We start from the raw sequence: 12,485 nt of genomic DNA, 5'->3' as shown, positions 1-12,485 counted from the left end.
TCTTATCCAACGAAAAGAGGGTTTTCATGTTCACTCAAACCGATTACAGCGGTACACGTGCCAGCCAATATGCATTGCTCGGCAAACAGCTCGACGCTTTACTAGAAGGCGAAACGAATCAAGTGGCGAACTTGAGCAACGCTTCGGCGTTATTGAACCAATTTCTTGACCGCATCAACTGGGTCGGCTTTTATCTGATGGAAGGCGGCGAGCTGGTTCTCGGTCCGTTCCAAGGATTGCCGGCTTGCGTGCGCATCCAAGTCGGGCGCGGTGTTTGCGGAACAGCGGTTTCTGAAAAGAAAACCATGCTGGTTGAAGATGTCCACGCATTCCCCGGCCACATTGCCTGTGATGCAGCTTCACGTTCTGAAATCGTCGTACCGTTGATCAAAGACGGAGAAGTGATCGGCGTCCTGGACATCGACAGCCCGGAACTCAGCCGTTTCACAGAAGAAGACCAGGACGGACTCGAAAAATTCGCAGAAGTTTTGATCAAACATATCTAATCTCAAAAGAACGCCCGGCTCTCTTTGGAGAGCCGGGCGTTTAGTTAGTTGAAAAAGATATAAAATGCTTGTCTTTTAAACGATATTCCGCAAAACAGCTGCGCTTGCCGCGGGCGAGCGCCAAGCCTCCTCGGTCGCTTCGAAAACCTTGTGCTCCTGCATCGCTTCGCTAGCTTCGTCGCAAATGAGTGGGCAAACCCCATTTGCCCACTCATTTCCTGCGGGGTCTTGGCTGCCTCGCTTTCCCGCAGGCAAGACTTACCCGAAGCCTGCGAGGGCAAGTCTTTGCGACGAAGCGCGCAGCGCTGAAGGAGCAGTACGGTTTTCTCCGCCGTTTTGCTCCATATCTCAAATAGCACTTCGAAAAAGGATAAAGTTACCAGATTTTAAAGAGCGAAACCAGCGCCGGCGCGTCCACGGCTAGGCGAAGCTATGAGACGGAGGTCCTTCACGGCTCATGGCGAAAGCCATGCCCAAAGCGGCCGAAGCGAAGTATGAAGTTTATTTCGTTTTTTAACTTAGCTAAAGAGGTTTATCTACAGCCTGAACGCCCGGCTCTGATTGAAGAGCCAGGCGATTTTTTTATGCTTCCTGGAGTTTCGGTTTGACTGCTTCAAATGCGGCAGCAAGGTCGCCGATCAAATCGTCGGAATGTTCTAGGCCGACAGATAGGCGCATCAGTGATTCGGTGATGCCCATCTTTTCCCGGCTTTCCGGCGGCACCACAGCATGCGTCATTGACGCCGGATGCTGGATCAGTGTCTCAGCGTCCCCGAGGCTGACAGCAATCTGAATCAGAGACAGTGCGTTCATGAAGGCTTGCGCTTCTTTTCTGCCGCCTTCGATTTCGAACGAGATCAAGCCTCCGCCTGCCCGCATCTGGCGTTTGGCGATGTCGAATTGCGGATGGTTTTCATCGAACGGATAAAAGATTTTCTTCACAAGCGGTTCCTGTTTTAAGAACTCCAGGACCTGTTTGGCATTTGAAATATGGCGATCCATCCGCACGTGCAAAGTTTTCATCCCACGCAGGAGGAGCCAGGCATCAAACGGCGACATGATTCCGCCTACATCTTTTTGCACCGTCATCCGGATTTCCTGCATTTCGTCCGCATCCTTGCCGACCAATATCCCGCCGACCACATCCCCATGGCCGTTCAGATATTTCGTTGCGCTGTGCAGGACGAAATCCGCTCCGAGCTGTAGCGGGTTCTGGAGATACGGGGAGCTGAATGTATTGTCCACCACTACCTGCAGGCCGTGCTTCTTGGCTACCTTGACAGCCGCTTCCAGATTGACCAGCTCCATTGTCGGGTTGATCGGCGTTTCAATGTAGAGGCAAACAGTCTCCGGCCGGACGGCGCTTTCGATCTCTTCTTCTGTCGTCATTGAAACCAGATCATGGCTGATGGCGTATTTTTCTTCCATCATTTCAAGCAAACCAAAAGTACAGCCGTAAATTCCGCGGGAACATAGTACGTGGTCGCCTGACTTTGTAAGGTGGATCAAAATGGCGCTGACCGACGCCATCCCTGATCCGAAAGCCAAAGCGCCGCCGCCAGATTCGAGTTCTGCCATCCGCTCTTCAAGCACACGGACTGTCGGATTTCCGAGCCGCGAATAGATGTTGCCCTCACAGTTCCCGGCAAACCGGTCCTCCCCTTCTTCCGCTGTTGAAAACGAAAATGTTGACGTCTGATAGAGCGGTGTGGCCAAACTGTCATGATGCTGCTTGCTGTCATATCCTTTGTGTATGATTGCGGTTTCCAAATTCACTGATGGTTTTTCCATTTCTGATACACCCCTTATTAAAAATAGAAAGCGCTTACATTCGATCTCCTTTCATTTTACCTTGAACAAATGAAAAAAGAAAGCCGGCTTCTAACCGTGACTTCTTTCTTTCCGTTGACTTTCCATATAAGATTCGGTTATACTATAATTTGTGTAAAATAATCGCAGCAGTTGTATGTGCGTGTTCGTCCATTTTGTTCCTATCTTAATGACTAGGTGTATCGCGTAACTCTTGGCTGCTGAGCGAAGGTACATGAAAACAAAATGGCTTGCAGCATGAATGCATCTGGTTTTTATTTTACTTCAAAAACCAAAAACAGAGGAGGAGACATATATGTCTCGTTATACAGGTCCATCATGGAAACTGTCCCGTCGCCTAGGAGTTTCTCTTAGCGGAACAGGTAAAGAATTAGAAAAACGCCCTTACGCACCAGGTCAACACGGTGCTAACCAACGCAGAAAAGTTTCTGAGTACGGTTTGCAACTTCAAGAAAAACAAAAACTTCGTTTCATGTACGGAGTAAACGAACGCCAGTTCAGAACTTTGTTCAACAAAGCCGGCAAAATGCCTGGCAAACACGGTGAAAACTTCATGATCTTGCTTGAAGCTCGCCTTGACAACGTTGTTTACCGCTTAGGCCTTGCGCGCACACGCCGCCAAGCTCGCCAAATCGTAAACCATGGCCACATCCTTGTTGACGGCAAACGCGTTGACATCCCGTCATACAGCGTAAAACCAGGACAAACAATTGCTTTCCGTGAAAAATCAAACAACCTTGATGTAGTAAACGAAGCAATCGAAGTGAACAACTTCGTTCCTGAATACGTTACTATCGACACAGACAGCAAAACAGGCACATTCACTCGCTACCCAGAACGCAGCGAATTGTCTGCTGAAATCAGCGAACAGTTGATCGTTGAGTACTACTCACGTTAATTGGTTCATAAGAAATGCTCCGAAGCGGCGACACCTCGGAGCTTTTTTTGTTTAAAACCCCTGTGCCTTCTTTAATAGAAGTTCAGGGGTTTTATATTTTTACCTTCTCAGCATTTACCGAAATGGGCTTCTAGGACCAAACGAGCAGCTCCCTTCAGTATTCAATTTGAAAAATCTCTAATTCCTCTCCATTATCCGTAAAACGAATCGTTCCATCATCGGTACGGATATAAGCGGAAGTCGATTCCAATATCCTATCCAAAACGTCTTCATCGGGATACTCAATGGCATTTTTGCCTACAGAAACGATCGAGTAAAACGGGTTCACTGCAGCCAGGAATTCGGCTGATGTCGCCCCAGCCCCACTGTGCCGAGAGACTTTCAACACATCTGCATGCAAGTCTGTTCCCTGGGCTAGTAATTGATCTTCCACTTCATAGCCGACGTCACTCGCCAATAGATATTCATGTTCTCCAAAAATGACTTTAAGTACAATCGATCCGTCATCTAAATTCCGGGCTTGCTGGTCGACAGATAACACTTGGACAGATGCATCACTGTACCCAGAGAAATCATCGCCAATTTCAGCAATGCTATGAGCCGCCCCACTTTGTTCGACCGCTTTTTTGTATTCCGCATATGACTCGTTTGCTGCTGTTTGTCCACTATCGATCACTTCACTCACTCCATAGTTTTCAATCACGTAGGCAGCACCGCCGATATGTTCTTCGTCGGGATGGGTCGCGATAAAGGTATCGATTTCCCTGATCCCATTTTCAATCAGCGCGTTTAAAATAGCACCGGATGAAGGACCCGCATCCACTAACGCATTTTCGCCGTTCGGATATTCGATATAAGTGGCATCCCCTTGGCCGACATCAAGAAAGATGACCTTCAAATCGCCAGTAGCAAAATTATCAGCGAATCTTTCCGGATCTATAGCCCGCGCTAAAAAAGCAGAAAACTGTTCTCGGTTCAATTCGGTCTCCGGATAAAAATTTCCATCCTCATATCCGCGGACCACTCCATAAGAGCCCAGGATGCCGATTGCTTTAAAAGCACGCATGTTTGTTCCGACGTCCGGAAAGCGCATATAATGGCCGCCCCTTGCTTCTGGATAGAAAGCTCGCTGAAGAACGATCGCCATTTCCCCGCGATTCATCGTGGCATCAGGCCGAAACAATCCGTCCGGGTACCCACTCATGATTCCATTCTCAACCGCTTCTGCAATATAGCCGCTTGCAGCTTGAGCCGCATTGACGTCCGGGAAGTCAGAATCCCGCGGTGTGCCATCATAGCCTAAAGCTCTTCCAAGCATAATCGCTGCTTGCCCCCGCGTCACTTCTGCTTTCGGCCTTAATGTTCGGTCTGGAAAACCGGAAATGACTCCTTTTTCGATAAGGAACTGGATTTCATCGTAAAAAAGGTTGTTCTCTTGCAGATCCGTAAAATTCCCCTGCCCTAAAACAACGGATGATGAAAAACCGCTGAAGAATAAAATAAATACCGTTGATACCGCAATCTTCTTCATTAAATTACCTCCTTTTTACCATCATAGACTGAAAAGATAATTTTTTCCAATTTTCAGTGAATGAGTCGAAGAAATAAAATCAGAGTGCCCGGAGCTTCGACTCCTTCCCAATATGAAAAAGTATCCGAAACCCCGATAGCCAAAGTTTTTCCCATAAAAAAACCCCTTGCGCTTAAAAAGCGAGGGGCCATTTCCTATAGGTTACTTCTCCAGAAATTCAATATCATTCTGCTTTAGCGCTTGGGCTAGCGTATTATATACTTCGATATCGATAAACTTGATGCCGAGATGAACTGCAGTTTGCGCAATTACTGGGCTGATACCTGATAATGCCGTATGGACGCCGATAATTTTCAAGCCGCTGATCAGCTGAAAAATTTGCTGGGCAACCATGGTATCGATAACCGGAACGCCGGATAAATCAATAAAAAGCTTTTCAAGATTATGCTTTGAACTTTGTTCCAAGGTTTTTTCGAAAACAATTTGTGCCCGGTGTGAAGTGATTTCCCCAATCAATGGCAACAAGCCGGTGCTCTTTGTCAATAAGATGACCGGTGAACTCATTTCAACAATGATCTGCTGCTGTTCCTGCAATCGTTTTTGAGCAGCACTGGTACTCTGTTTTGTGAATTTTAATATGATATCACTGATTGTCCTTACAACTGCTAAATTCCAAGTTCTCAATTGATCAAAAGTCACTTTATCCTTGTTTTGTGCTGCATAATCCCCTACTAGCTCCAAATATTGTTCTTGCGTCCGCAAGAATTCCCCCATTACACTAGCAAGCGGTGTGGATAAATGTTCTTCATCTTCTGCAATTTCTTGGATCCACTCCTGAAAATCCTGCAAGAAATCCTCTTTATCTTTAAAGAACATATCGCAAAAACGGACATGAAAAGCATGATTCTGCTGTTTCAATGTCTCAATTTTTTCGGGATCTTTTGAACTGTATATCCCGCCTTGGCTTTTATCCAAAGTTTCATACCATTGTTCTGTCAGGTCCCATGTTCGGTCACATATATATTCATGCAATTCTTTATCAATCAGCATAATTTCTCTCCCTTTGCTTGTCCGTTGGCACATTTCATCGAATCGGTCAGGCTTTCAGCATCGAGGAATTTATCGGCGAAAGTTCCTTTGCTTTACTATAATACATAATGCTAAAAGGTGCATTAATTTTAGCAATAATTGCTATTCATTCTGCAGTATACCGCACACCCACCGATTCAGCGGATATGCTAGACTAGAGTCAAGTGGAGGTGCTAACTTATGCGAATAGTTTCAATCTGTCCCAGCAATACCGAACTGCTCGCTTTTTTGGATGCGGAACATATGCTGGTCGGTATCGACGATTTTTCGGATTGGCCGAAAAACATTACCGGTTTGCCAAGGCTCGGTCCGGATCTATCCATCCGGATGGACGAACTGGAAGCTCTGGAGCCGAACTTAGTGCTTGCTTCCCTGAGTGTACCGGGCATGGAGAAGAATATCGAGGAATTGGAGAAACGCAAAATCCCCCATCTGATCCTCAATCCCCAGTCATTGGATGAAATCGGCGAAGACCTGCTCTCTGTCGGACGCGCCTGCGGCATTGATGCGGAAAAGGTGCACCAACAGTATCAGTCGGTGATTGAAGAAATCAAAGACCGTTCGAGTCAAGTGTCCGCTCGCCCTTCTCTTTACTGGGAATGGTGGCCAAAACCTGTTTTTACGCCCGGCCGCATAAACTGGCTCACTGAAATCAGCGATATTACAGGCGGACGCAATGCCTTCGCCGATTTGGAGTCAGCGAATATCCAGACCGATTGGGAAGATGTGCGGAAGCGCAATCCGGAGTTCATTCTCCTCGCCTGGGTCGGCATCATGACTTCGAAAGTCAAACCGGAATTGGTCCGAAAGCGCCCTGGCTGGGACGGCATGCAAGGATACGGCAACATCCACATCATGGAAGAAGAGCTGTTCTGCCGCCCCTCTCCACGCCTGATCGAAGGGGCGATCCGCTTAGGAAAGCTGATCCATCCGGCCCTTTACAAAGATATGGAACTGCCCGAATTCATCCGCAACAAACAATCGTGAAAAAAGCCAACCTGCGAAGGTTGGCTTTTCGTTTGCTTATAATCCTGCACGCCCACGTTTGGATGGGTCATCACGGTCATCGAACAACGGATCTCGATCGCCTCTGATCGTCGTATCGCCTTCGCCGCCGACCAATGGATCACGGTCGCTGCGATTGTCCGAACCAAGGCGCCGGTCGGTATCGCGAAGCAAGCCGTCATCGCTTCCTAGCCCGCTGCTCCGGTTGCTGTCATCCAGCATATCCCGATTGCTTCCAAGTCCAGCAGTCCGCGCCTCGTCGTCAAACAAGTCGTGGTCCTTGCGGCCGGTAAGACTGCTGTCGCCGCGTTCACGGCGGACATCGCCGTCGCTTCCGATAATCGTGCGGTCGGCTCCGAGCGTTGTATCACGATCGCTCCCTGTAAAGCGGTCGCGGTCATTATGGTCGGGAATTGATGAGCCGTCGTCATTGACCATGACCAAAATCCGGCCTTCATTGAAATGGCCTTCGTATTCTTTTGCCTCATCTTCCGGAATGCCAGCGCCGATCAAGGCACCCGCGAGACCGCCTACACCTGCTCCTGCTGCTGCGCCAGTCAATCCTGCAACAATCGGCCCGGCTGCGACAATCGGCCCGATTCCCGGAATTGCCAATGCGCCAATGCCTGCCAGCACGCCGCCAAGTCCGCCAAGCGCCCCGCCTGTCAAAGCGCCGGTTGCTGCACCTTCGCCTGCATGCGTCCCGGTTTCTTCTGTTACATGCCGGGTTTCTCCTTTATCTTTGCTGAGCACCGAAATATCTTCTGAGCGGTACCCTTGTGCTTTCAAATCTTCAATTGCGCGAATCGCTTCATTTTCTGAATTGTATGAACCTACCATTCTTGACATCTTCTTAACGCCTCCTATAAATTTGGATTTATTAATTTGTGCCTAGTGAATGGTTACCCGGCGATTGAATATTTAAAACATTCGGTTTCCAGAAAACAAGAAAAAGGGCAGGCTTTTAGGCCTGCCCCCCGTTCTGCAATCCGCTCAATTGAATTGGATCATATGGTATTTCTTCTTGCCGCGGCGGACGATGGCAAACGCATCTTCCAACCGGTCTTTTTCATCCACGATGTATTCAAGATTGGTAACTTTCTCGCCGTTGACTGAAATCGCTCCGTTTGTGACATCTTCGCGCGCTTGGCGTTTGGAAGATGTGATGCCGGCTTCAACGATCAGATCCACGATGGAAGTCGGGGATTTCGCCATTTCCACGGATGGCACGTCTTTGAAGGCTGCTTTCATTTCCTCGGCGGACAAAGCTTTCAAATCTCCGCTGAACAGCGCTTTTGTGATGCGCTGGGCATCTTGGAGTGCCTCTTCCCCGTGGATCAATTTTGTCATTTCTTCAGCGAGAACCGTCTGCGCTTTGCGCAGATGCGCTTCGTTCTGGACGGAAGTTTCCAGCGCCTCGATTTCTTCACGGCTGATGAACGTGAAGATTTTCAAGTACTTGATCACATCCGCATCAGCGGTATTGATCCAGAACTGGTAGAACTCGTACGGGGATGTCTTTTTCGCATCAAGCCACACTGCACCGCCTGCTGACTTGCCGAATTTTGTGCCGTCCGCTTTTGTCACCAATGGAATCGTGATGCCGAATGCTTTGGTATCTTCAGTGTCGTGCGTCTTGCGGATGACTTCTAGGCCCGACGTGATGTTCCCCCACTGGTCCGAACCGCCGATCTGCACGCGGCAATTGAAGTGGTCGTACAAATGATTGAAGTCGATCGCCTGGATCAGCGTGTACGAGAACTCGGTAAATGAAATGCCGGTCTCAAGGCGAGATGCCACTGAGTCTTTCGCCAGCATGTAATTGACCGAAATGAGCTTCCCGTAATCGCGCAGGAACTCGATGACGCTCATCGCGCCGATCCAATCCCGGTTGTTGACCATCTGTGCACCGTTCTCCGTCTGGAAATCGAAAATCTGCTGCATCTGCACTTTGATGCCTTCGACGTTCTGATCGATCTGTTCAGTCGTCTGGAGCTGCCGTTCCTCATTGCGGCCGGACGGGTCGCCGATCATTCCGGTTGCGCCCCCCACCAACAGGATCGGACGGTGGCCGTGCATCTGGAATCTGCGCAGCGTCAAAAGCGGCACGATGTGCCCGATATGCATGCTGTCAGCCGTCGGATCCACACCGCAGTACAACGAAATCTTTTCTTTCTCAAGCAAACTTGCAAGCCCTTCTTCATCGGTCTGCTGGTATAATAGGCCTCTCCATTTCAGATCATCCAATAATTCATTCGCCATTCTAATTCCTCCTTTTGATAATGAAACAATAAAAAAAGCCCCTGCATGAATGTTCATGCAGGGACGCTTTTGCGCGGTACCACCCAGCTTGGAGAATCCGATTCTCCCGACTCAAAATGTGCCGATCGGGGCACTTCCGCAAACTCCAAGCCTGTAATTCAGCCAATGCGCTTTGACCGGTTTGCACCACCCACCGGCTCTCTAGACAAAGATCACATGCCCTACTTCGGACTCTTCTTCGTTTGATTTAAAAACTATAAAATTTAGTTTACTTTATTTTGCCATCTTGTCAATCTTTTTCGTTGATATTACGAGAATATGCTATAATGGAACGAGATTTTAGGGGGGGAAAAACGTGCAAGAAAAGATGAAGAAATATCTCAGCCAAGCTGAAGCGGCATACAATAAATGGACGGCAACCAAATGGTATAGACGATTGAATATCACGACAGGCGTGTTCTGGAATCTCGCCGTACTCTTGGCGATTATCCTGGTCACCGGCGGCGTGTTTGCAGCTTCAGTCGGAGCCGGCTATTTCGCTTCCCTGGTGGATGAAGAAAAGCTCCGGTCTCCAGATGAAATGCGGACCGAAATCTACAGCTATGAAGAAACATCTGAAATGTTTTTCGACAATGAAGTCTATATCGGCAAGGTATCAACCGATTTGGAACGGAAGGAAACATCCCTCGACAAAGTGTCGAAAGTTGCTGTGGATGCAGTCCTAGCCACTGAGGATGAATACTTCAATGACCATGACGGCATTGTTCCGAAAGCGATCATGCGCGGGCTGTTCCAGGACGTATCGAACTCCGACAGCCAGACGGGCGGCTCTACGCTGACCCAGCAATTGATCAAGAACCAGATCCTGACAAATGAAGTCTCCTACGAACGGAAAGCCAAAGAGATCCTGCTTGCGCTCCGCCTGGAGAAATTCATGACCAAGGATGAGATCATGGAAGCCTACTTGAACATCATTCCGTACGGACGGAATTCTTCCGGCGCCAATATCGCAGGAATTGAAACCGCCGCAAATGGTTTGTTCAATGTATCGGCAAGCGAATTGAACTTGCCGCAGGCGGCATTCATCGCCGGCATTCCAAAGGCTCCTTTCCGGTACACGCCTTATTCTTCAGGCGGCGGACTGAAAGAAGCTGAAGGCCTGCAGCCCGGTATCGACCGGATGAAAACGGTCCTTTACCGGATGAAGGAAACCAATTACATCACTGAAGCGGAATATAACGAAGCTATAGCTTATGATATCGTCAAGGATTTCCGGTTGGATGAACAGCGTTCTTATGAGAAATATCCGTTCGTCACAGTCGAACTTGAAAAGCGCGCTGCCCGGATCATCATGGATGTTCTCGCAGAGCAAAACGGCATCGACCCGAAAGAATTGGAAGAGAACAACAAACTTTATGAAGAATATGCCATCTTGGCTGACCGCGCTGTCCGCTCGAACGGATACCGCATCCATTCTTCTTTGAACAAAGAGATGTACGATGCCCAGGAAAAAGCGAAAAATGCTTACCAGAGCTACGGCACCACATTGACGGTGCCTATCACGAATGAAGACGGCGAAGAAGAAATGAAGCCTCTTCCCGTCCAGGTCGGATCGATGACCATCGAGAACAAGACTGGCCGCATCCTGAGCTTTGTCGGCGGACGCGACCATGAAATCGAGAAATTGAACCACGCCACTCAGGCATACCGTTCAATCGGGTCAACGGTTAAGCCATTGCTCGTTTACGGACCGGCATTAGAATTTGGCAGCATCGGCGCAGGAAGCCCAGTGGTCGATGTGAAATTTACAGTGATGGATAACGGCACGCCTTATGAACCGGCGAACTTTGTGCCAACAAGCGAGCAAGGCATCATGCCAGCGCGTGACGCTTTGGCACAGTCCCAGAACTTGCCTGCTTTACGGCTTTATGCTCAAATCAAAGAAAAAATGCCGATTAATTATTTAATGAAAGCTGGATTCTCGACAGTTGAAGAAGCAGAGAATTACAATGCTTCTGCCGCACTTGGCGGCGGTATCGAAGGTTCCGTTGAAGAACTGACAAGCGGATACGCCACTCTTGCCAACGGCGGGAAGCGGATCGAACCGCATATGATCGACCGCATCGAGGACGCGGATGGAAACATCGTCTTCGAACGCAAAGTGGAACCGTCAGAGATTTACTCGCCGCAGACGGCGTATATCCTGACCGACATGCTGCGAGACGTATTCAATAACGACCGCGGGACAGCAAACCGCGCAAACGGCTTGCTTAAATTCAACAGCGATTTTGCCGGCAAGACCGGTACGACGCAAGAAACACGCGATGTCTGGCTGGTCGGATACAACCCGAACATCACCATGAGCGTCTGGCTCGGCTATGACAAGGAAAAATATTCCCTTGATAACTTCAAGAACTCGAATTTGATGCCATCTGTGCGCGTGAACCAATTATGGGCCAGCCTGGCGAACAGTTCTTATGATGCAAATCCTGAACTTGTCGGCACGAAAGACACCTTTAAAGCACCGAAAGGCGTCGTCACCCGTTCGTTCTGCGGCATCTCCGGACTTGCTCCGGGCGGTGCATGCTCGGCTGCAGGATTGGTCGAATCGGATCTGTTCAATGCCAACGTTATGGTACCGTCAAAACCGGATGACAGCTTGACGTCCGGAACGTATACGACGATCAACGGCAGCCGTGTCGCTGCGCTTCCTAGCACGCCTAGCGAGTTTGTCAGCGGCGGAGGCACCGGCGTTTCGAAAGACTTTGTGGAACGCATGCTGGCGCCATTCGGCGGAGACGGCAGCAAGCTATTCCCTGGAAACTCCAGATTCTCATCCGTTGTTTCCGCGACAAGCATTACACCGAACGGCGTAGCGCCTTCTGGCGTGAGCGCCAGCATCGACGGCCGCACCATCACTTGGAGCGACTCTTCGTCCAATGATGTTGTCGGCTACCGGATCTATCGAAGCGGCGGATCTTCCATCGCTTCAATCTCAGAAGCGCGCGGCAATTCCTATCAATTGCCGAGCCCTGGCAGCTATATTGTTGTAGCTGTCGACATCACCGGCAAACAATCCGGCCCATCCAATGCTGTGAGCATTGCTGAACCGAAGCCGGAACCAAAACCGGAACCGGAAAAACCGGAAGAAACGACTCCGCCAAGCAGCGGTACCCCCCCTCCTCCAGAAGAGGAGCCGGACGAGCCTGCTGAACCGGACGAGCCTGAACCAGAGCCGGAAGAACCGGAGGAACCGGAAACGGATGAGCCTGAAGAACCGGAAGAACCAGAGGATCCTGAAGCAGATGCAGCTTGATCCACAAAAAAAACGCCTCAGCTGAGAAATCAGCTGAGGCGTTTTTGC

At 49.3% G+C, this 12,485-nt stretch carries 9 protein-coding genes; 4 read left to right on the top strand and 5 right to left on the bottom strand.

Annotated features, from left to right (window positions below; genetic code table 11):
- Nucleotides 1-26: 26 nt before the first annotated feature.
- Nucleotides 27-506 (top strand): GAF domain-containing protein, encoded by a 480-nt coding sequence (locus tag ACTL32_RS06765; protein ID WP_204890224.1) that lies wholly within the window; start codon nucleotides 27-29, stop codon nucleotides 504-506.
- A gap of 582 nt (nucleotides 507-1,088) precedes the next feature.
- Here ACTL32_RS06765 and megL read toward each other — a convergent pair.
- Nucleotides 1,089-2,297, bottom strand: a complete 1,209-nt coding sequence (gene megL, locus ACTL32_RS06760; RefSeq protein ID WP_441340752.1) for a methionine gamma-lyase — start codon at nucleotides 2,295-2,297, stop codon at nucleotides 1,089-1,091.
- A 334-nt stretch (nucleotides 2,298-2,631) separates the two neighbouring features.
- On the opposite strand from megL, the gene rpsD reads away from it, so the two are divergent.
- Nucleotides 2,632-3,234 (top strand): 30S ribosomal protein S4, encoded by a 603-nt coding sequence (gene rpsD, locus ACTL32_RS06755; protein WP_441340751.1) that lies wholly within the window; start codon nucleotides 2,632-2,634, stop codon nucleotides 3,232-3,234.
- A gap of 154 nt (nucleotides 3,235-3,388) precedes the next feature.
- Here rpsD and ACTL32_RS06750 read toward each other — a convergent pair whose 3' ends face one another.
- Both ACTL32_RS06750 and ACTL32_RS06745 read right to left on the bottom strand, forming a co-directional pair.
- Nucleotides 3,389-4,765, bottom strand: a complete 1,377-nt coding sequence (locus tag ACTL32_RS06750) for an S-layer homology domain-containing protein (RefSeq protein ID WP_441340750.1) — start codon at nucleotides 4,763-4,765, stop codon at nucleotides 3,389-3,391.
- Nucleotides 4,766-4,966: 201 nt separating this feature from the next.
- Nucleotides 4,967-5,815: an STAS domain-containing protein gene (locus ACTL32_RS06745; RefSeq protein WP_441340749.1), complete on the bottom strand. Its 849-nt coding sequence runs from the start codon at nucleotides 5,813-5,815 to the stop codon at nucleotides 4,967-4,969.
- Nucleotides 5,816-6,034: 219 nt separating this feature from the next.
- Between ACTL32_RS06745 and ACTL32_RS06740 the strand changes: the two genes are divergently transcribed.
- Nucleotides 6,035-6,841: a cobalamin-binding protein gene (locus ACTL32_RS06740; protein WP_441340748.1), complete on the top strand. Its 807-nt coding sequence runs from the start codon at nucleotides 6,035-6,037 to the stop codon at nucleotides 6,839-6,841.
- Between the two features lie 36 nt (nucleotides 6,842-6,877).
- Here ACTL32_RS06740 and ACTL32_RS06735 read toward each other — a convergent pair whose 3' ends face one another.
- Both ACTL32_RS06735 and tyrS read right to left on the bottom strand, forming a co-directional pair.
- Nucleotides 6,878-7,708 carry a general stress protein gene (locus ACTL32_RS06735; RefSeq protein WP_441340747.1) on the bottom strand — a complete coding sequence of 277 codons (831 nt, stop codon included), beginning with the start codon at nucleotides 7,706-7,708 and terminating at the stop codon, nucleotides 6,878-6,880.
- A gap of 144 nt (nucleotides 7,709-7,852) precedes the next feature.
- Entirely contained in the window at nucleotides 7,853-9,121 is a 1,269-nt protein-coding gene (gene tyrS / locus ACTL32_RS06730) for a tyrosine--tRNA ligase (protein ID WP_441340746.1), read from the bottom strand.
- Nucleotides 9,122-9,476: 355 nt separating this feature from the next.
- On the opposite strand from tyrS, the gene ACTL32_RS06725 reads away from it, so the two are divergent.
- Nucleotides 9,477-12,437, top strand: coding sequence for a transglycosylase domain-containing protein (locus tag ACTL32_RS06725; protein WP_441340745.1), 2,961 nt, complete (start codon nucleotides 9,477-9,479; stop codon nucleotides 12,435-12,437).
- The last annotated feature ends 48 nt before the right edge of the window (nucleotides 12,438-12,485 follow it).

Source organism: Planococcus sp. FY231025, from assembly GCF_052078085.1.
Taxonomy (GTDB): domain Bacteria; phylum Bacillota; class Bacilli; order Bacillales_A; family Planococcaceae; genus Planococcus.
Note: the sequence above shows the minus strand (reverse complement) of the source record. Positions and strands in the feature narration are given on the sequence as shown.

What these genes read in the sequence shown, in the direction of transcription:
- ACTL32_RS06750 (WP_441340750.1), bottom strand. Translation starts at nt 4,765, where the DNA reads ATGAAGAAGATTGCGGTATCAACGGTATTTATTTTATTCTTCAGCGGT.
- ACTL32_RS06740 (WP_441340748.1), top strand. Translation starts at nt 6,035, where the DNA reads ATGCGAATAGTTTCAATCTGTCCCAGCAATACCGAACTGCTCGCTTTT.
- ACTL32_RS06735 (WP_441340747.1), bottom strand. Translation starts at nt 7,708, where the DNA reads ATGTCAAGAATGGTAGGTTCATACAATTCAGAAAATGAAGCGATTCGC.
- rpsD (WP_441340751.1), top strand. Translation starts at nt 2,632, where the DNA reads ATGTCTCGTTATACAGGTCCATCATGGAAACTGTCCCGTCGCCTAGGA.
- ACTL32_RS06765 (WP_204890224.1), top strand. Translation starts at nt 27, where the DNA reads ATGTTCACTCAAACCGATTACAGCGGTACACGTGCCAGCCAATATGCA.
- tyrS (WP_441340746.1), bottom strand. Translation starts at nt 9,121, where the DNA reads ATGGCGAATGAATTATTGGATGATCTGAAATGGAGAGGCCTATTATAC.
- megL (WP_441340752.1), bottom strand. Translation starts at nt 2,297, where the DNA reads ATGGAAAAACCATCAGTGAATTTGGAAACCGCAATCATACACAAAGGA.
- ACTL32_RS06745 (WP_441340749.1), bottom strand. Translation starts at nt 5,815, where the DNA reads ATGCTGATTGATAAAGAATTGCATGAATATATATGTGACCGAACATGG.